At 50.6% G+C, this 20,462-nt stretch carries 17 protein-coding genes and 1 pseudogene; 1 reads left to right on the top strand and 17 read right to left on the bottom strand.

Features of this window, described 5'->3' with window-relative positions; translation table 11 throughout:
- Positions 1-88 precede the first annotated feature (88 nt).
- From FYJ45_RS15235 to FYJ45_RS15175, 13 genes are all read right to left on the bottom strand, one after another.
- Positions 89-1,588, bottom strand: a complete 1,500-nt coding sequence (locus tag FYJ45_RS15235) for a flotillin family protein (RefSeq protein WP_154465466.1) — start codon at positions 1,586-1,588, stop codon at positions 89-91.
- Between the two features lie 140 nt (positions 1,589-1,728).
- Positions 1,729-2,298 carry an SMC-Scp complex subunit ScpB gene (gene scpB / locus FYJ45_RS15230; protein WP_154465464.1) on the bottom strand — a complete coding sequence of 190 codons (570 nt, stop codon included), beginning with the start codon at positions 2,296-2,298 and terminating at the stop codon, positions 1,729-1,731.
- Complete coding sequence (locus FYJ45_RS15225) at positions 2,298-3,131, bottom strand: segregation and condensation protein A (RefSeq protein WP_154465462.1); 834 nt, start codon at positions 3,129-3,131, stop codon at positions 2,298-2,300. The genes scpB and FYJ45_RS15225 overlap by 1 nt, the downstream gene beginning before the upstream one ends.
- On the bottom strand, positions 3,131-3,994 hold the full coding sequence (locus FYJ45_RS15220) for a metallophosphoesterase (RefSeq protein ID WP_154465460.1): 864 nt from the start codon (positions 3,992-3,994) through the stop codon (positions 3,131-3,133). Before FYJ45_RS15220 ends, FYJ45_RS15225 begins: the two co-directional genes overlap by 1 nt.
- 129 nt (positions 3,995-4,123) lie before the next feature.
- Positions 4,124-5,314 (bottom strand): D-alanyl-D-alanine carboxypeptidase family protein, encoded by a 1,191-nt coding sequence (locus FYJ45_RS15215; protein WP_154465458.1) that lies wholly within the window; start codon positions 5,312-5,314, stop codon positions 4,124-4,126.
- Between the two features lie 202 nt (positions 5,315-5,516).
- The gene (locus tag FYJ45_RS15210; RefSeq protein ID WP_154465441.1) at positions 5,517-6,773 is read right to left on the bottom strand and encodes a GH25 family lysozyme; all 1,257 of its coding nucleotides are present in this window, start codon (positions 6,771-6,773) and stop codon (positions 5,517-5,519) included.
- 80 nt (positions 6,774-6,853) lie between these two features.
- Positions 6,854-7,447 carry a putative ABC transporter permease gene (locus tag FYJ45_RS15205; RefSeq protein ID WP_154465439.1) on the bottom strand — a complete coding sequence of 198 codons (594 nt, stop codon included), beginning with the start codon at positions 7,445-7,447 and terminating at the stop codon, positions 6,854-6,856.
- A gap of 158 nt (positions 7,448-7,605) precedes the next feature.
- Positions 7,606-7,782, bottom strand: a complete 177-nt coding sequence (rpsU, locus tag FYJ45_RS15200) for a 30S ribosomal protein S21 (protein ID WP_009252110.1) — start codon at positions 7,780-7,782, stop codon at positions 7,606-7,608.
- A gap of 211 nt (positions 7,783-7,993) precedes the next feature.
- Positions 7,994-10,669: an alanine--tRNA ligase gene (gene alaS, locus FYJ45_RS15195; protein WP_154465437.1), complete on the bottom strand. Its 2,676-nt coding sequence runs from the start codon at positions 10,667-10,669 to the stop codon at positions 7,994-7,996.
- Positions 10,670-10,738: 69 nt separating this feature from the next.
- The gene (locus FYJ45_RS15190; RefSeq protein ID WP_154465435.1) at positions 10,739-11,254 is read right to left on the bottom strand and encodes a flavodoxin domain-containing protein; all 516 of its coding nucleotides are present in this window, start codon (positions 11,252-11,254) and stop codon (positions 10,739-10,741) included.
- 60 nt (positions 11,255-11,314) lie between these two features.
- A complete protein-coding gene (gene cls / locus FYJ45_RS15185) occupies positions 11,315-12,850 on the bottom strand; it encodes a cardiolipin synthase (protein WP_154465433.1) in 1,536 nt (511 codons plus the stop codon).
- 7 nt (positions 12,851-12,857) lie between these two features.
- On the bottom strand, positions 12,858-14,078 hold the full coding sequence (locus FYJ45_RS15180) for an AI-2E family transporter (protein ID WP_154465431.1): 1,221 nt from the start codon (positions 14,076-14,078) through the stop codon (positions 12,858-12,860).
- 233 nt (positions 14,079-14,311) lie between these two features.
- On the bottom strand, positions 14,312-15,352 hold the full coding sequence (locus FYJ45_RS15175; protein ID WP_154465430.1) for a GGDEF domain-containing protein: 1,041 nt from the start codon (positions 15,350-15,352) through the stop codon (positions 14,312-14,314).
- Between the two features lie 153 nt (positions 15,353-15,505).
- Here FYJ45_RS15175 and FYJ45_RS15170 point away from each other — a divergent pair, with 153 nt between their 5' ends.
- The gene (locus FYJ45_RS15170; RefSeq protein ID WP_021637580.1) at positions 15,506-15,748 is read left to right on the top strand and encodes a helix-turn-helix domain-containing protein; all 243 of its coding nucleotides are present in this window, start codon (positions 15,506-15,508) and stop codon (positions 15,746-15,748) included.
- 130 nt (positions 15,749-15,878) lie between these two features.
- Here FYJ45_RS15170 and FYJ45_RS33185 read toward each other — a convergent pair.
- The 4 genes and pseudogenes from FYJ45_RS33185 to FYJ45_RS15150 form a co-directional block, all read right to left on the bottom strand.
- A pseudogene (locus tag FYJ45_RS33185) lies at positions 15,879-16,105 on the bottom strand (hypothetical protein); the annotation flags it as partial.
- A gap of 288 nt (positions 16,106-16,393) precedes the next feature.
- Entirely contained in the window at positions 16,394-17,728 is a 1,335-nt protein-coding gene (gdhA, locus tag FYJ45_RS15160; RefSeq protein WP_154465428.1) for an NADP-specific glutamate dehydrogenase, read from the bottom strand.
- A gap of 161 nt (positions 17,729-17,889) precedes the next feature.
- Positions 17,890-18,321, bottom strand: coding sequence for a hypothetical protein (locus FYJ45_RS15155; RefSeq protein ID WP_154465426.1), 432 nt, complete (start codon positions 18,319-18,321; stop codon positions 17,890-17,892).
- Positions 18,322-18,992: 671 nt separating this feature from the next.
- Positions 18,993-20,375 carry an SH3 domain-containing protein gene (locus tag FYJ45_RS15150; RefSeq protein ID WP_207708427.1) on the bottom strand — a complete coding sequence of 461 codons (1,383 nt, stop codon included), beginning with the start codon at positions 20,373-20,375 and terminating at the stop codon, positions 18,993-18,995.
- Positions 20,376-20,462 lie beyond the last annotated feature (87 nt).

Here is a 20,462-nt window from a genome sequence, read left to right as displayed (position 1 = left end):
GATACCTGTTCGCAATGTATTGATACATTTTATTGCCGCGGTAACGTTTTTATGTATGCAGCTTTTCCTGCGATGTGATTTTTGGGAATTAATCCCCCATAGCCTCAACAGCCGCAGCCTGTGCAGCCGCTTTGGATGCTTCCTCCTGCGTTACGCCGCTGATATTGATATTCCGGTTTACCTTGGCATCATAGGTGCCTGCCTTTACGATTTCGGACATATCTATTCCCACGGTTTCCTTCATGGTTTCAAACAGCTTCGTCATAACGGCAGGCACATGATCCGCCACGGCGCCCACGCCGTCGCTGTCTCCGCTGCCGATAATGGTAATTTTGTCGATCTTGGTGAGAGGCTCCGCAATCTTTCCGGCGATATCAGGCAGTACATTTATGAGCATTTCCGCCATGGCGGCATTGTTGTACTTCTGGTAAGCCAGCGCCTTTTTCTCCATGGCCTCCGCTTCCGCAAGACCCTTGGCACGGATAGCCTCCGCTTCCGCCTCACCGACCATGCGGATACCGGCAGCCTCCTGCTCCTTTGCAAACGCCTGGGCTTCCGCCGTAGCCTTCATGGCCATGGCGCTCTTCTCAGTCTCGAATTTCTCAGCCTCAGCCCTCTTCTGTCTTTCATACAGTTCAGCCTCGGACTGCTGCTGACGCGCGTAGCGGTCTGCTTCCGCTTTCTTCTTTACCTGTGCGTCCAGCGCCTTTTCCTGCACCTCGGCCTCGCGCTGCTTCAGGATGACTTCCTTTTCCTGCTTGGCGATGCTGGCTTCCGCCGTGGTAATTTCAATGGTCTTTCTCTGCTGCTGCTGTTGGATACTGTAGGCTGCGTCCGCTTCCGCCTTCTTGGTATCCTCCATCTTCTTCAGCTCGGCCTTCTGCAGGGCAAGCTCATTGTTCTTCTTGGCAATTTCACGTTCCGAATTAATCCTTGCATCATTGGCCTGACGATCTGCCTCCGCTTTGGCAACGGCGATTTCCTTCTCCGCCTCCGCCTTGGCAATGGCAGCTTTTTTCTTAATCTGGGAAATGTTGTCGATTCCCAGATCTTCGATAACACCGTTGCCATCAGAGAAATTCTGCACGTTGAAGCTGACGATGTCAAGCCCCATGGCCGCCAGATCGGGTTCTGCATTCTCTTTTACCAGATTGGCGAATTTCTGTCTGTCGCTGACCATTTCCTCCAGACGCATGCGGCCCACGATTTCTCTCATGTTGCCTTCCAGCACCTCTCTGGCTATGGAAGCAATGTACTGAATATTCTGGTTCAGGAAGTTCTCCGCCGCCAGGGCAAGCCGGGAGGGCTCGCTGCTGATCTTCACATTAACAGCCGCATCCACCTGGATATTGATGTAATCCGCAGTGGGCACCGCATTGGTGGTCTTTACATCAATAGCGATCAGCTTCAGGCTCAGCTTATCCATTCTTTCCAAAAACGGAAGCTTTACGCTGGCCTTTCCAATGATGATCTTCTTGCGCAGACCCGAAATAATAAAAGCCGTATCCGGGGGCGCTTTCTTATATCCGGTGAATATAATAGCAATAACTAAAACGATGACTACTCCGGCAATGATATATGGTATCATACCTTCTCCTCCTTTTTCGCAGGCGCCTTGCGGCAGATTTATATGCGGCATCCGTATTACGGCGGATCTCCGTGTTCTATGGCCCCTCAGCAGCTGCCTTCCCCCAGGAAAAGCAGTCTCCCCACAGGCCCGGGAACCTTTTATATGTTCAATGCAAGCTCGGCCTCTTCCTCGGCCTCCTCTTTAAATTCCTCCAGCTTCAGTTCATTTAACTCCGGCAGATCCTCCAGGGATTTTACCCCGAAGCTTCTTAAAAACTGTTCCGTCGTCCCAAACAGAAGCGGCCTTCCCGGCGCGTCCATTCTCCCAAGCTCCGTCACGAGATCAAATTCAATGAGTCTGTTCACCGCGTGATCGCAGTTGACTCCGCGGATTCTTTCAATATCCAGCTTGGTTACCGGCTGTTTATAGGCGATAATGGAGAGCGTTTCCAGAAGGGTTTCCGTCAGGACATATTTTTTCGGGGTTTTGGCCACCTTGAGCAGATATTCATACATATCCCCTCTGGTACACATCTGGTAGGCATTTTCAAATCCCACAATGGAAACCCCTCTGCCTTCCTTCTCCCATTTATCCTTCATTTCGGCAATGATCTGCCTGGCCGTCTCTTCCTCTTCCTCTATCACCTCAGCCAGCTTGTCTATTTCCACGGATTCCCCCATGGCGAAAAGAACCGCTTCAATGGCCGCCTCCTGCTGTCTGCGCTCCATTACTGATTTTCCTCCCTGTCAATGTCTTCATTCTCCCCCACAGCGTCCCCCAGCGAGGTCAGGCCATGGAATTCCAGCCCGTCCTCCGGGATTTCCCGGGCGGTAATGATAATATCATCCTCAATGGATTCCTGCTCTACGGAAACAACTCCCGTCTTCATCAGCTCCAGCACCACCAGAAATGTGACGATGACATCCATCCTGCTTTTCTGTTTCTCCAGTAGCTCCCTGAAATTCATCCGCTTATGGCTTCTTATGTAACCGGCCACATAATTTGCCTTGGCGTCAATGTTGACCTCATCCTTTTCTATCCTTCCGAAATGGCTGCGGACAGGATCCACCTTGTCCTCCTGCCGTTTCAGGCAGTTTCTGAAAATTTCATTCAATCGGGTCAGCGTCAGATCCGCAAGCAGCTCATCATAATTGACCGGCTCCCTGAACTTCAGCACCTCCTCAGGAATGGTGGGAGGCTTATAGAAAACCTTCAGGGCATCCACCTGCATGTCCCGAAGCTCATAGGACATATATTTATAAGCCTTATACTCCAGCAGCTTCTGAACGAGCTCCGCCCTGGGGTCCTCTTCCTCGCCCTCTTCATTCACTTCCCGGGGAAGAAGCATCCTGCATTTGATATCCAGCAGCGTGGCCGCCATCAGCAGAAACTCACTCATCACATTCATATCCCCTTCTTCCATCTGACGGATATACTCCATGTACTGCTCCGTGATTTCCGCAATGGGGATATCGTAAATATCCACTTTATTCTTTTCTATTAAATGCAGCAGAAGGTCCAGCGGGCCTTCGAATACCTGCAGCTTGACTTCGATCGCCATCAGTTCACTCTTTCCGGCTCCAGGCGGACCACAATCAGTTCTCCCGGGTTAAATACCCGTATTGGCAGCGTGTGGGTTCCCAGCCCCCTGCCCAGTACCATTTTACTCTTTCCTTCCTCATACAGGCCCCCGTCATATCTGGGGAACAGGCGCAGCGCCGGGGAAAGCACGCCTCCCAGCACCGGCAGCCGCATAATGCCGCCGTGCACATGCCCGGAAAGCACCAGATCCGCTCCCCAGCCCGCATAGGCCTGGAAATAATCCGGATTGTGGGCAAGCAGGATGTTATATTCATCGGCGCAGGGTCGTCCCAACAGCGAATTGAGGTAAGAAACCTTCATCACACTTTTGCGAAGCTTCTTATAATAATCCATATCGATTTCCACGCCGAAAATCCGGATTCCCGTTTCCGGCAGTAAAGCGCTCTCATTTTCCAGGAGCACCACTCCCGCCCGGCGCAGCTGCTTTGCATACCGCTCATACCGGTCCTCGTACCTCTCCGTATCCGTTTTCACACGGTATTCGTGATTGCCGTTGGCATAATAAACCGGATACTTCTCCGCCAGGGCGCTCACCGTCTCCAGCGCCGGCGCAAAGGAGCCGGAAACCTGTGAGGTCAGCATATCTCCCGCAATCAGGACGCCGTCGGGACGGCACTCCTCCACCGCCTCAAGCAGCCTGCCGTTATGTTCCCCGAACTGCTTGTTATGCAGATCGGAGAGCATGACGAAACAGCAGCTCTTCTTCAGTCCCCTGCAGGGGATGCGGTATTCAACGGTTACAAAACGGTGGACATCCCGTATAATAACAACAAGGAAAAAAAGAACACATAAAGCCATCAGTCCCAATAAAATCTGTATCAATCGCTTACTCCTTTGCCTTCAGCTCCTCTTATATATAAGAAGCAGCAGCTGTACGGCATCCCTGCTCCGGCCGCCTGCACGAAAAGGGGATCCTGAACAGTTATCAGCAGTATATCATATTTTTAAATATTATAAAAGAAAATATGACAGAACTTTCAAAACATAATCCCGGTAAACGGCTTTCTCCACATTCTCGGAAAACAGGATGGGCACGGTGCCGATCGTCTCTCCATTCAGCCTGTAGACCGCTTCTCCCGCCTTATCTCCCGCCTTTACCGGCGCCTGTGCGCTCTCCGGAAGATGTATCACCTTTTCTATAGTGCTCAAATCATTTCCCTTCACGTCCAGATAGGAAAAGCCCTGCTGATAGGACAGGCCCGCATCATCCTGGACGCCGCCGTCAATGAGAAGCCTGGGCAGCGCATCCTGGTTGGCATCCTTATACAGGGCGCTCACACTGTAGCCATAGTTAAGCAGGGTGGCCGCATCGCTGAAACGCACCTTATAATCCGGCGCTGTCATTACCACGGCTATCAGATCAATATCATCCTTCCTGGCCGTGGCGGACAGGCAATACTTCGCCTTGCTGGTGGAACCGGTTTTCAGGCCCGTGGTCCACTGGTACTGCTTCAGCAGCTTATTGGTGCTGGAAAGGGTAAAGGTGGAGCTGCCCCTTGCCGTATTGTGGGTGATATCCTCCATCCAGATCATGGTGTAATTAAAAACATCCGGATGCCTTGTAATCAGTTCCCTTGACATGGCCGCCACATCCCGGGCCGTGGTATAGTGATTATCCGAATCCGTCAGGCCGCAGCAATCCTCAAAATGAGTGCCGTTCATCCCCAGCGCCTGCGCTTTTTCATTCATCCTGGAGACAAATTCTTCTTCACTGCCCGCAATGAACTCCGCCATAGCCACTGCCGCATCATTTCCGCTGGCCACCGCAATACATTTGATCATGGTGTCCACCGTCTGCATTTCCCCTTCCTCCAGAAAAACCTGGGAGCCGCCCATGGACTGCGCATGGGCGCTGGTCATCACTTCATCCTCCAGCTTGATGTCCCCTCTTTCCAGCGCTTCAAAAATCAGCAGCAGCGTCATGATTTTGGTAATGCTGGCCGGAGAACAGGCAGCGTCCGCATTCTGTTCATAGATCACAGTTCCGGTGGATGCCTCCAGCAGAATGGCAGAGGGCGCTGCAATGGTAACCGGAGCGCTTTCCTCCGCATACGCCTTTATCCCCGGCATCCATATCAGACATATGACCAGCATGAGAGAAATGATTTTTCTCGCCGTCACCTTTCGATACACACAATTCATAAGGGAAACTCCCCTCTACATAAGTTCTATAACACATTTTATGTAGACCTGGGGGGATTATTCCTTCGGCGTGCCTGTCCCTGAAAATAAAAAGAAAAATCCGCGGTTCCGCCGGAGCTTTACCACTCTGGCAGATCCGCGGTTCCTTTCGGGCACCTGAATTTCTGTGCCGCGCTTCTTACACCTTTTATATTTCGTCCGGTTACTGCGCCGCCTGTGCCTGGGCGATTACCGCCGCGGCGATTGCGGGATCCACAGGAAGCCCCGTTGCGGTGTCAATCATGTTCCCTGTCGCCGGGTCAAGCACCCAGGTGGAAGGATCCACGCCGGTCAGATCGATATCCGGCGCCACCACTTCCTGGCCGTAGCCTGTTGCATCGAATATATAGGTCTTGCCGTCCAGCACCAGCGTCTTGTTCATCGCCATGCTGCCGTCCTCCTGGAAGTAGCGTACGCCCTTCTCATCGGTAAACCAGCCGTACTGCATGGAACCGTCCGCACCGAACAGATAGGTCAGGCCGCCGATGTTTACAAATCCCTTCTGCATGAAGCCGTTTACGTCGAAATAGTAATTCTTTCCCTGGATATTCACCAGATCATGGAGCATATGGCCGTCCTTCGTGTCCATATAGAAGGTATTTACGCCGTCCGTCAGCCAGCCATTGGTGTAAAGGGTTCCGTCCGCATTCATGAAATAACGTTTTCCTTCATAGTCCACCCAACCGTACTGCATACGGTAATTATTGTAAAAATAAGTATTACCGCCCCTTGTGGTAAAGCCGTAAGGGATGATGATATTGGAATAATCCTTGAACTGGAAATTCAAATCCACACGTCCATCAATGCCGCTCACCGTTCCGCTGTTGGAAAACTGCCAGAAGGCCGGATTGGGATATTCACAGGCCTCTGCATACTGCGCCACCCATACGTCAAAAGGGATTGGCCCAACTCTCTGTGTCAGCCAGTTCTTGCTGGAGTACACCATGGGCTGGTAGCCTGCACTCTGTATAATGGAACAGAAAACCACCGTAAGCGCCTGCAGCTGCTCAGGAGTCATCGTTTTATGCACCGCATCCTCAAGATCAAAAACCACGGGCATGCTTACCGTAAAGGGCGCGATGGCAGCCAGTGTGAACTGGGCCTCCGCCATGGCTGCCTCAACTGTCGTGGCATAAGAATAAAGATAAACTCCCGTCTTAAGCCCCGCCGCATTGGCTCCCACCATGTTGGCGGCAAAATAAGGATCCAGGCCGCTCTTGGCGCTGCCTACCTTAATAAATGCAAAGCTGTATCCCTCCGCTGCCACTGCGCTCCAGTTAATGGCGCCCTGATATTTGGAAACGTCTATTCCCTTTGCTATGGCTCCGGCCGCTTCCGCTTCCACGCCGGACGCAAGGAACGTGCTCAGTCCGATTACCGCAGCCAGCGCCAGACTGACAATTCTTTTCTTCCAGTTCATATGTAGCTTTCCTCCTGCTTTTGTGTCCCGATGAATAATAAAAGACGGGGGCCTGAAGGTCCCCGCCTTTTACGTCAGAGTTAATACCATCTGGCTTTGAATTCCTGATATTTTTCCACCAGCCTGTCCCTCTGATCCGTCACATTGAAGTGCAGCGCAGCAAGCAGCTGATGTAAAAAGTCAATTGTAAAAATAAAAATAATCGCTTTCAGCACCCACAATCCGGGGCCGTATGTATACCATGAGGCAACATTCATCACAGCCTGATGGAGATAACCGATTATGATTACCGCATAAAATCCCCATGCTATTGTACTTTCCAGGCAGATAATTCCCTGATAGTTAAAGGGCTTCTCCCTGTAGTCCCACCATACCTCACCGAAAAGGCGAAGCATCAGACGCCCTACCATGTACTCAAAGACAGTCGCCGTAAAGGCTCCCGCCAGGTACAGCATTACCGGATTCCCGGCAAAAGGGCGCAGTAAAAAATAACCTGCAAGCGCTCCGATCCCATAAATAGGGCAAAATGGACCTTTTGCAAATCCTCTGTTTGTCAGCCTGCGGTTACAGAACGACATGTAGACAGATTCCACAAACCAGCCCAAAATACTGTAAATACAGAACGCCGCGAGCAGATGATAAACATCATTTCCCAGTATTCCACCTATCCACATATTTCTTTCCCCTCTGATCTCCGGCCTTCAGTTCAATGCACAGGATGTCCTGAATGCAGCTTCCGTACAAAGCAGCGTCAGTCACATCTTCCTGGCAGAAATTTCCAGCCGGATAAAACACAAGTCCTTGGTAGTAAATGCCAAGGACTTCCGTTTGCTTAGTTATATTTACGTTTTCTAGCCGCTTCGGATTTCTTCTTACGTCTTACGCTGGGCTTCTCGTAATGCTCTCTCTTGCGGATTTCCTGCTGGATCCCGGCTTTTGCGCAGCTTCTTTTAAAACGACGTAAAGCGCTGTCCAAAGTCTCATTTTCTTTTACGATAATGTTTGACATAGCTCACACCTGACCTCCCTTCAGTCCCTTCAAGTTCACGACTGATTGGGTTTTTTATGCATACCAATGCACAAGAAACATTATACCAAAAATTGCAGGTACGTCAACCATTTTTTTTGCAATTTAAGTATATTTTAAGAAAAAGTGCATTGAAAGTCCTCTTTTCATCAGTTTTTGGTCACTTTTTCCAAATTTCCGTGCTGTTAACAAGTTACTTAAGCTGTCCTTCCAGAACCTTCTCCACTTCGGCAATCGCCTGGGGGATTCCTGCGGGATTCTTTCCTCCGGCCTGTGCCATGTTCGGGCGTCCGCCGCCTCCTCCGCCTACCAGTGCCGCGATTCCCTTGATCAGATTGCCGGCATGGGCTCCCTGTGCCATAGCGCTGTCCGTTGCCATCGCCACCAGGTTCACCTTTCCATCTTTTTCAGAAGCCAGGACAACAACGCCCTCGCCCAGCTTCTCCTTGAGCTGGTCTCCCAGATCACGGAGGCCGTTCATGTCAGCGCCGTCCGCCTTGGCAGCCAGCAGCTTCACACCCTTGATCTCCTTCACCTGATCCATGACATTGCCCAGGGATTCCCTGGCAGCCTTGCTCTTTAAGGATTCGTTTTCACTGGAAAGCTGCTTCACCTCAGCCATAAGGTGCGTAAGCTTCTCCGCAAGATTGGCAGGAGTCGCCTTCACAATCTTCGCGGCCTCTGAAAGCCTGTCTTCCAGTTCTTTATAGTAAGCGAATACGCCGGGGCCGGTAAGCGCCTCAATTCTTCTCACGCCTGCCGCCACACCGCTTTCCGAAAGGATCTTGAACACGGCAATATCGCCGGTATTGGCCACATGGGTGCCGCCGCACAGCTCTGTGGAGAAATCTCCCATCTGCACCACGCGCACACTGTCGCCGTATTTCTCGCCAAACAGCGCCATCGCGCCTGTTTTCTTCGCATCCTCCAGCGTCATGACTGAAGTCCTGACGGGAAGATGCGCATTGATTTCATCATTTACAATCTGCTCAACCTTTGCCAGCTCCTCCGGGGTCATGGCGGAAAAATGGCTGAAGTCAAAACGCAGCCTGTGGGCATCCACATAGGAACCGGCCTGTTCCACATGGGAACCGAGCACAGTGCGCAGGGCTTTCTGAAGAAGGTGGGTTGCGCTGTGGTTCTTGCAGGTATCTGCTCTTCCTGCAGGATTCACGGAAAGCTCCACTTTATCACCCAGCTTGATCATTCCACTGGTCATTCTTCCGATATGGCCGATTTTGCCGCCTGCCAGATGAATGGTATCCTGTACCACAAATTCACCGTCGCCGCAGCGGATTACGCCGGTATCACCGCACTGTCCGCCCATGGTTCCGTAGAAGGGTGTCTGCGCCACGATAATCGTGCCGGACTCCCCATCGGTAAGGGCATCCACAACAGCTTCCTCCGTAGTCATTGCCGTTACGCCAGATTCCCATGACAGCTTGTCATAGCCTACGAATTCAGAGGTGATAGCAGGATCGATGGACTCATAAACCGTAACGTCCGCGCCCATATAGTTGGTTACCTTCCTGGCCTTGCGGGCTTTTTCCTTCTGCTCCTTCATGGCAGCCTGGAAGCCCTCCTCATCAATGGTGAGGTTTTTCTCCTCCAGGATTTCCATGGTGAGATCCAGAGGGAAGCCATAGGTATCATAAAGCCGGAAAGCATCTTCGCCCGAAAGCTGCGTCCTGCCTTCCTTCTCCATATTCTCTTCCATCTCGGCCAGAATATTCAGACCCTGGTCAATGGTTTTGTTGAATTTGCTTTCTTCCTGTGTCAGGACGTTGAAAATAAAGTCCTTTTTCTCTTCCAGCTCCGGATAACCGTCTTTGCTTCCTTCAATTACCGTGCTGCTCAAATTAGCCAGGAAATCTCCTTCGATTCCCAGAAGCCTTCCATGACGGGCCGCGCGGCGGATGATACGGCGCAGCACATAGCCCCTTCCTTCATTGGAGGGCATGATGCCGTCTGAAATCATAAAGGTGGCGGAACGGATATGATCCGTTACAATACGGATGGATACGTCCCATTCATGCTTTTCTTTGTATGTCTTTCCCGCCAGCTCGCATACGCGGTTGCGCAGCGCCTGGATGGTATCCACATCAAAAATAGACTCCACATCCTGCACAACGGCAGCCAGACGTTCCAGTCCCATGCCGGTATCTATGTTCTTCTGAGACAGATCCGTATAGTTTCCGTGTCCGTCGTTGTCAAATTGGGTAAATACATTGTTCCATACTTCAATATAGCGGTCGCATTCGCAGCCTACGGTACAGCCGGGCTTTCCGCAGCCGTACTTCTCGCCGCGGTCGTAGTAAACCTCGGAGCAGGGACCGCAGGGACCTGAGCCGTGTTCCCAGAAGTTGTCCTCCTTGCCGAAACGGAAGATGCGCTCCGCCGGAATTCCGATTTCCTTATTCCAGATATCAAAGGCTTCATCATCATCCAGATATACGGAAGGATAAAGCCTGTCCGCTTCCAGTCCCACCACTTCGGTCAGAAACTCCCAGCACCAGGCAATCGCTTCATGCTTGAAATAATCTCCGAAGGAGAAGTTGCCCAGCATTTCAAAAAAGGTTCCATGCCTGTCCGTCTTGCCGATATTCTCAATATCGCCGGTACGGATACACTTCTGGCAGGTAGTCACCCTCTTGCGGGGCGGAATCTCCTGTCCTGTAAAATAAGGCTTGAGCGGCGCCATGCCTGAATTGATTAACAGCAGGCTGTTGTCGTTATGCGGCACCAGGGAAAAGCTTTTCATCACCAGATGTCCTTTGCTTTCAAAGAAGTCAAGGAACATTTTTCTCAGTTCATTTACTCCGTATTTATTCACGTTTCTTTCCTCCACATCACTGCAGTATGTCCGCATCCTTCCTGCAGGCCGGTTTCCGGGCCGCAAAACGGATCTCAGACACGCTCAATCTATCCTATTATATGTTTAATTTTTTTCCTTGTCAACGCCGCCGCACAGGGTATTTGCAAAGGCTTCGATATTTTCTTCCCGCACGGACGGCATGACGGCCTTATAATGCTTCACCAGGTTGGTCATCATCCTGGCCATGAACCGGTCAAAGCCCTTCTGCTTATGGATATCCACCTCACCGCCGAACCCGGCGGCACAGACCGAGGCCTCCAGAAGCTCCCTGGGGAAATTCTCCAACAGCACCTGCTGTGTCTGCGCGGGAAAAGCGCTGCAGATAAAAAAGGCGGTTTTTTTACAATTCAGAAGCTCATTCCTGCCTGCTTCCAGAAAAGCCTTTGTTTCTTTCGGGATTTTCCCCATACGCACGGGCGCTCCTGTAATAATGCAGTCATAGCCGGCAAGCTGCGGTCTTCCGGCCGCCAGATTGGCAGCCGTGATCTGCGCCCCTCTTTTTTCCAGCTTCTTTTTCAGGATCTCCGCGCATTTTGCCGTTGTCCCCGTTTTACTCTGATAGCAAATCAAACATTTCATCTTAACAGTACTCCTGCCTTTTTCCTGAATCTAACCATTATCAATATCTTCCCGCCAATATCAGCACAGCGGGGCAAATACACGGAGGACGGAATCGAAAAGGCCTCCGATAATTCCCTGTTTGCAGTCCTTTAACGTAATTTCCCGGCTCGCCGCAATGGTTTCCAGACTGTCCTTTTTTAATTCCTCCAGCCCGCTCGTACGGTACAGAAGCGTGGCGCATTCGAAATGCAGGTACAGGCTTCTGAAGTCCATATTTACGCTTCCCACCACGCCGAACTCGTCGTCGCAGATATAGCTCTTTGCATGAATAAAGCCCGGCGTATATTCAAAAATCCGGATGCCCGCGCGCAAAAGCGGAGGATAATTGGAACGGGTCAGCCGGAAAATGGTTGGTTTGTCAGGAATGGCCGGCGTCACTATCCGCACATCCACACCCCTTTTGGCCGCCGTGCACAGCGCGTTTCTCATCACGTCGTCCACTATCAAGTAAGGCGTAAATATGTAGACATATTTTTTCGCCTGATGGAGAATGTCCAGATATACATTTTCCGCAATGGTTTCGTTATCCAGGGGCGAATCGGTATAGGGCTGCACGAAGCCCTTTCCCTCAAAAGGCCCCGGATGATGCACATGAGGCTTGAAGCAGCTGATATCCGTATCCTCTTTCCTGAAGGCATTCCACATTTCCAGGAACATCTCCGTAAAATTCCACACGCCGTCGCCCTTTAAGCGCACTCCCGTATCCTTCCAGTAGCCGAACCTGACCTTTTCATTAATGTATTCATCTGCCAGGTTGATTCCGCCCGTAAATGCGGTATGACCGTCTATGTCAAGGATTTTTCTGTGATCCCGGTTGTTCATTACCAGGGAGAAGAAAGGGATGACGTGGTTAAAGGCCATGCACTTAATCCCGTATCTTTCCAGTCCGGCGTAATAGCCGGCGGGCAGCAGGGTCAGGCATCCCATGTCATCGTAAATCATTCTGACATCCAGCCCTTCCTCCGCCTTCTGCTTCAGGATTTCCAGGATAGTTTCCCACATCCTGCCTTCCGCCACAATAAAATATTCCAGGAAAATAAAATGCTTTGCCTGGCGCAGCTCTTCCAGCATATCCACAAACATCTCTTCCCCGCTGGGATAATAGGTCACGTCCGTATTTTCATAGGCGGGGAAGTCGCTCACACGGCGCACATACTGAAACGTCCCCGCCGCGCGTCCGTGTATCTTTCCCAGACGATCCTGCAGTTCTCCCTCCTGTATCAGGGTATCCTTAAAAACATCATGCTGAGCATTCAGCTTCCTGCGCATATTCTGGGAAGGCTTTTTATCCCCTAAAAACAGATACAGCAGGCCGCCGAACAGCGGCAGCGTCATGATAAGGACAATCCAGCCTATTTTATAGGCCGAATTATCATCTTTTCCGATAATGTAGAGTACAATGGCGATACTCAGTGCGGTGAACGCCGTGGTGATCCAGCTGGAGTATCTCGCCAGCTTTTCCAGCATAAAAACAAACCAAACTATCTGAAGCAATATAAGAACAACCGTAATAACTATCCGATTGACCACAAGTCTTTTGTACTTCCCCTTCATCAGCTGTCTATCTTCCTTTCTGCTTCTCACGCCGCCCTACAGATGCGGCCGCTTCCCGGGGAACCTTTTTTTGAGCCTCCTGCGGGGTTTCCCGGATATTTTCCTGCGGGTTATCCGGTCTCCTGCCGTTGCGTCCCGCCACATCATTTCTTATCAGCTTATAGGCGGTTGCCGCAACCGGAACACCCAGAAGCATTCCACCGATGCCTCCCAGTCCGCCGCCCACCGTTACGGCCGCCAGCACCCAGATACCGGGAAGACCGATGGAGGAACCGACAACTCTGGGATATATCAGGTTTCCTTCCAGCTGCTGCAGCACTACAATAAATATGATGAACAGAAGCGCCTTCAGCGGATCTACCGTCAAAATCATGAATGCTCCCACCGCAGCGCCCAGATAAGCGCCTACAATGGGGATCAGCGCCGTAGCCCCGATAAATGCCCCGATCATCGGCGCATAAGGGAAACGGAACAGCAGCATTCCTATAGTACACAGTGTACCCAGAATTACCGCTTCCGTACACTGTCCTATTATAAAACTGGAAAAAGTTTCATTGGCGGTCCTGTAAATATACCTGATTCTGGCAACGGTACTTTCCTTCATATACGCATGCATAATCCTGCTCACCTGGGAATGCAGCTTTTCCTTTCCTGAAAGGATATAAATGCCGAAAATCAGGCCGATAAAAAAGTTCACCACGCTGCCGACCACAGCGCCCACTGCGGTCAATGTGGAATTCACAAAGCTGGTAAAGCCCGATTTTGCAACATCCGCCACTTTATCCATAACACTGTTCCAATCCACATTCTTCAGCATATCGGCAGTATTGCCTGCATTATTTTTCTCCAGCCATGCCGCCGCTTCCTCCAGGAAAATCGGCACATTCCTGCCGATTACGGCAAAGGCCTTCCCAAGCTCCGGCAGAACCAGCCTTGCAACCAGGGAAAAAATCCCCGCAACCAGCAGCAGGGACACAACGATGCTTACGCCTCTCCTGCTCGCCGCAACAAACCGGTTCTTTGTTTTCGGGAAATAAATTCGCTCCACCCGGACCATAATGATGTTGATAACATAGGCGACAGCCACTCCCAGAATCAGCGGAAACGCCACATTCCAGAGGTTTAGAGCAACTCCGGCTATCTGGTCAGAATATTTAATTCCAAGAATCAGCAGCGCCGCAAGGCAGATATAAATAATCACAGCAACATCCGTTTTCTTCTTTTTCATAGTACCTCCGTAGACTCCTGCAGGTTAGTTGCAACTTCCTGATAAACAATATTATTCTATATTACCACAAATCTTTCCAGAAATGTAGTCCTTTCCTGTTTTGTATAAAAATCGGAACAGAAAAAAAGTAACTGTCCTCCTCCTCCCGGGTTCCCGCAGGCACAAGGCGGCGACGGCAGGGACCCGGGCGGGGTGCGGACAGTTACAAAAAAAAACGCCAGACACAGAGGATATCAGAATCTGTGCTGGCAGTAGTACCAGTGGAAGGTGCCTTTGTATGAATTTTTTGAAAAATAAAGGGCTTCATCGGCGCGGGAGTACAGGTTTTCAAAGGTTTCTTTATCGGCTTCCCGGTACATGCCGATGGAACAGCTCAGCTGAAAATCATTTCCGTATTTTTCGGATAAAGCGCTGTAGTCCTGCAGAACGGCCCGGGCTTTTCCCTCCGCTTCCTTTCTGCCGCAGCAGCCTGCCTCGTATACTGCGAATTCATCGCCGCCCAGCCTGCCGATGACGGCTTCCTTTGCAAATATCCGGCGGAGGATATCGGCCATGTCCATGATGACCTTGTCGCCTGCCACATGCCCGTAGGTATCATTTACCGCCTTAAAGTCATCCAGATCGATCATATAGAAAATGCCGCCTTCACCGCTTTCCAGCCTTTTTTTCACATAATATTCAAAGCTGCCCCGGTTATAAAGTCCTGTCATCAGATCCTTTTCAGAAAGGCGTCTGTAGTAATCCACCGTCTTTTTCTCCGGCTCCGGCAGCATTTCCGTTTCTCCTGCAGCCTGGTCTGGCCTTCGGGCCGGCTGCCCGCAGCTGTCCTCCTGGGGAACGGATATATGAATATGTATAATCCGGTTCGCCTTTCCATCTTTTTTCCATACCATGCTTATACGGATGCTTGTTTCTGTCAATCCTGTAACTGAGAGGCCGGCATTGTCAAAAGCCTGTTCCTCATTACCGCGCTGAAATATTTTTTTTATCCGGAGAATGCCGTAGACCAGATAGGTATTTTCGGACAGCCGGGTGCATTGGTACCAGTCCTTCACCGGCCTGTACACATACTCCCTGCCATCTGCCCACTTACCGGAATCCAGTTCGCTTTTTATTTGTTCTGCAGTTGTGTAGTATTCATGGGCCCGGCTCCCTATTACCACCGAATTTTCCTCAAGAATACCGCCTATTTCCTGTATTTTACCCGAATTTTGTCCGCCCAGGCAGGTAAACATCAGCTGTTCTGTTAAGTCACATAATTCTCTATCTATCATTCCTGTACCTTTCCCGAGCACAACTTCCCTTTGCTCTATTTATAGAGCAATTATATCTTACTTTTTTACTAAAATCAATAATATATCCCACAATTGAATCTGGGAGGCCGCTGTTTGGAATTTCTATCCCTGCGGCGGTATTGGGAGTAATTCATGCAGAAAATAAAATACAATGTTTCTTTGGGCGCTAATATCCGCGCACTCCGCAGGGACTGCGGCCTGACTCAGGAGCAGACAATAGCAAAGCTGCAGCTTTTAGGCTGCAGCCTTACAAGAGGCTCCTATGCAAAAATAGAAGCCGGTATTCAGAATATAAGCGTACAGGAGCTACTGGCTATGAAAGAAGTTTTTCATGCGGATTTCGAAGACTTCTTCCAAAAACAGCCGGAAGAATAGTACGCTTTTTTCCGTCCTTCCCTGCGGCAGGGGCTTTCCCTCAACAGCCTGTCATAATACGGATAATCCCTTATCTGTTTCTTTCATGCCGTCTTTGCCCGGGCGGCCCACATTTCCTATTGTCTTGACCAGCCGCCGCTGCCTCCATTGCCTTCAGGCCGTTGGTGTTGGGGACCACCACGCTCTTTACATTCTTAATTATATTGCCGCTTGCTTCCACCAGCACGCTGTCCGGCATGCAGCTCAGTATTTCCCTGGCCTTTGCGGCACAGTAGGCCAGCGCTATCGACTTCGTCAGCCCATGGCCGGCACAATCTTTTGCCCGTTTTCTTCATGTTCGCTCCTATCTGCACGCATTTACGCGGCTGGTGATCTGGTTCCGCTCTAACCGCATTATAACAGATACCCGGCAAACAGGCAATGCCGCAGGACGGCGGGCTTGCTGCCGGTACAGCCGGCAGACGGCAAATAAATACAAACGAAAAAACTTAGGCGAAAAAAACTTCCGCAGACAGGTATTTATACCTGCAAGCGGAAGCCTTACACTGCCGGGAAATATTATCATTACAGCTGTGAAGCTGAGGAACAGTTATGAATCTGCAACTGTTTAAGCGTCCTTACATCTTCATGGACTATCCGAAAAATTTATACAATGCCCTGTGCGGTCATGGCCGTTGCAACCTTTTCAAAGCCTGCAATATTAGCGCCCGCAACATAGTTGCCTTCCATACCGTAACGCTTTGCAGCGTCATCCAGGTTATGGAAGATATTGATCATGATGCCCTGCAGCTTGCTGTCCACCTCTTCGAAGCTCCAGCTGAGACGCTCGCTGTTCTGGCTCATTTCCAGAGCGGAGGTTGCCACGCCGCCTGCATTTGCAGCCTTTCCGGGAACGAACAGAACGCCGTTCTTCTGCAGATACTCGGTAGCCTCCAGGGTGGTAGGCATATTGGCGCCCTCGCATACTGCCTTTACGCCGTTTGCAACCAGCCCTTCCGCATCGGAAAGTGTCAGTTCATTCTGGGTTGCGCAGGGAAGTGCGATATCCACCTTCACACTCCATACGCCCTTTCCGGAATGATATTCCGCATTGGGCCTGTAATTCAGGTAATCGGAAACCCTTCCGCGTTTTACTTCTTTGATTTCCTTAAGCGCCGCCAGATCAATTCCCTCCGGATCGTATACCCAGCCGGTGGAATCGGAGCAGGTTACTACCTTAGCGCCCATCTGCTGTGCTTTCTGGATAGCATAGGTGGCCACATTACCGGAACCGGAAACTGCGATGGTCTTACCCGCAATATCAATGCCGTTGCACTTGAGCATTTCCTTTGTCATGTACAGGAGTCCGTAGCCGGTAGCCTCCGTCCTTGCCAGGGAACCGCCGTAAGTAAGCCCCTTGCCTGTCAGAACGCCTTCATAAACATTGCGGATTCTCTTATACTGGCCGTACATATAACCGATTTCCCTTGCGCCGGTTCCGATATCTCCGGCAGGAACATCTGTGTCTGCGCCGATATGTCTGTAAAGCTCCGTCATGAAGCTCTGGCAGAATGCCATGAGCTCTCTGTCGGATTTCCCTTTCGGGTCAAAGTCGGAACCACCCTTTCCTCCGCCGATGGGAAGTCCTGTCAGGGAGTTCTTGAACACCTGTTCAAAACCAAGGAACTTGATGATGCCAAGGTTAACGGAAGGGTGCAGACGCAGGCCTCCCTTATAGGGTCCGATAGCGCTGTTGAACTGAACACGGTATGCTGTATTCACATGAACCTGGCCCTTGTCGTCTACCCACGGTACCCGGAAGATAATCTGACGTTCCGGGTTAACCAGTCTTTCCAGTAAAGCATCTTTTCTGTATGCTTCCTCATTGGCTTCCACTACGACTCTGAGAGATTCCAGAACTTCCTTAACTGCCTGATGGAATTCAGGCTGTGCAGGATTTTTCTCCACTACCTGTGCAATGACCTCATCTACATATGACATGTATGATTCCTCCTTTAATTGTTTTACAAAAAATGCCCGGGACAGAAAACTGGCCTGGGCATTCCAGATGGCTTTGTCCGGCTCTTATTATATAATGGATAAAGCCTGTACGCAAGTACTTTATTACGTTAAATTGACGAAATTTGCTAAAAAGCACCTGTTTATAGATACTTTTTCAGCTTTTCAATGGTTTTTTCCTCAAAATCCATGAGTTCGCGGGCAAGCTCCGTGCTCTCATTTCCGGCATTTTCATAGTGGTTCAATGCCTTCCACATGCTTGTCAGCCCCCTGTTACTGCCCTGAATCATCAGTTCCGCAATATGGCTGGTGCTGGTATTCAAAAGCGTATTGGCCTGTATCCCGCCCTTAAGCATCAAATCAGTGACACCGCTGCTGCGGTACTCCTCCGCACGCCCCTCCAGCATCTCATGCCTGGCTTTATCCCTGATTTCTGAAAACTTCAGTTCCTGCCTGCTTAGCTGCAGGGCAAAGGCATCATCCGTCAGCTTGGGGCTGACAGCTTCTATCGCTTTGATTCCCATTTCTGCATTTTTTTGGATTTCCCTGTATATAGCCGCATCATCACTTCTCATACTCCGCCTTCCTTCCCGGTTGTGTACGCTCCGTGCTGTCCGGGGGTTTTTCCGCTGGCTCCGTTATCCGGTTCTACTCCGGCGCTGGCGGGTGTTTTCTGGTGCATTTCAAAAATGGGATGTTTCTAACTGTTCTGTCCTGTCAGGAATCGGCTAACGCGGCTGAACTCCTCACATAAGCGTCTAAATACGCCGGCGCCTTGCGGCACGGCGTATTTAGATGCTTATGTTCGTCAGACAAGCCGCTAAAAGCAGCCGGTTCCTGGCAGGGCAGGGCAGTAAGAAACATCTCCATTTTTTCTCATGCACCGGAAAACACCCGCCAGCGCCGGAGCAGGACCGGATAGCGGAGCGGCGGAAAAACCCCCGGACAGCACGGAGCTGAGCCGTAGTTATTGAAAAAAAATATATTTTTAAAAAATGAAAAACCGGAAATACTTTTTTTAGTAAGTATTTCCGGGGAGATTTTTATTATTCATTTTTATTTTCTTTATTCTTCTTTATAATTATGACGGTTTCTTATTTAATTAGTTACGTTACGCGCCGTGCGGCCTTGTGCTGTGGGGATTTCGCCCCATACTGCTGCCGGCCGGCCCGAAATGGGAGGCGGGAAGCAGTATGGGCGCAATCCCTGCAGCGCAAGGCCGCACGGGTCACAAACAACAAATTAACTATTTTAATACATCCGTCTTAATATATCCGGTCTCGCCTTTGAATTTGACCTTTGTCCAGCCGTCGGCCTGTTTCATCAGGATTTCCACTTCGTCACCGGAGTATCCCACGCCCAGCCTGTCGGCTGTTTCGCTTGCGGATTTACGGACATTAACGGTGGTGGTAAGGCGGTAGGTTCCGCTGTTGGGTACATTGGCAGACGGCGCGCCGTCACCTGCGCCCGGCGTATCAGCCTGGCCGTTGTGTGTGGTATTATCAGTGTTTGCCGTATTATCGGTATTGGCGGTATTATCAGTATTATCTGCGTTAGCCGCTTCGTTTCCCGCTTCGGCATTTCCGTCATCTGCATTCTCAGGTTCTTCGGAAACCGCTTCCAGGAACTCCGATTTGATAAAGGCCTCCTGGCCGTTATAATCAATTTTGGACCAGCCGTTGGCACGGTTCTCCAGGAGGGCGAACTCATCTCCCACCTGAGCCTTTCCAAGAGAATCGGCTGTCTCACTGTCGGACTTTCTGATATTGACCACATCAGTGGCCTTTACCCTAGAAGAGGCAGCTTCCCCTGCATTATCGGCAGGCTCCTGGCCTTCTTCTTCAGTAGTCTCCGTCTCGCTTACTGTTTCGGCTTCCGCCAGGGCATCACCGACCGCTGTCTTGAGCTTCTCGGACAGATCGGTAAGGAATGCGGCAAGCTCTTCATTCTCCGTCACGGCTTCGTTATATTCTACCTGAACTTTATTGAACAAATCCACCACATCGTCCTGCTTGGTTACGTTGGTGCGGTATTCCTTCATGGACTCATCTTCCGAGCAGTCATGGATATAGTAGGAATCATCCGCCTTCCGGCAGACAATGTAGGTATTCAGCCCCGTCACCTTCTGGTCAATATCGTGGAACTTGGCATAATAGGTGACATAGACAACATAGGAATCCTCGATGGGGCCGGGCTTCGTATAGCAGTTGATATCATCATAGCTTTCCAGGTATTTGCTCTTTTCCTGGATGCGCAGCAGCTCGGCCTGATCCGAATAGTCCTTCAGGGACTTGACAGTCTCCATGTCTCCCTCTGCGGCCGCATTATAATATTTCTTCATCAGTGAATTGATTTCGGGATAGGCGTTGACCTCCATGGGCACATTGGGAATGGCCTCTGTGGACTGTGTCTGCGCAACTGCAGCCTGGGACTGTTCCTGGGCAGCATCCTTGTCGCCCGATTTCTTGCCTATCAGCGAACCGAGCAGAATCCCGATCCCCAAAAGCACCACCGCAGTCACAATGATAACGGCAAGCGACTTCTTGTTCTTTTTCAGCAGTTCTATAAATTCGTTCAGCGCACCCTCCGACTTGGAGCCATCAGGCATTTTCTTCTGTTCCTCGCTCAATTTCACACCTTCAATCCTGAAAACATCGACTTTAAAACAGAACCGCCCTGCGGCGGTTCTCCAGTTACACTTGGCTGATATATTCAC

The organism is Eisenbergiella porci (assembly GCF_009696275.1).
GTDB classification, from domain to species: Bacteria; Bacillota; Clostridia; order Lachnospirales; family Lachnospiraceae; genus Eisenbergiella; species Eisenbergiella porci.
Note: the sequence above shows the minus strand (reverse complement) of the source record. Positions and strands in the feature narration are given on the sequence as shown.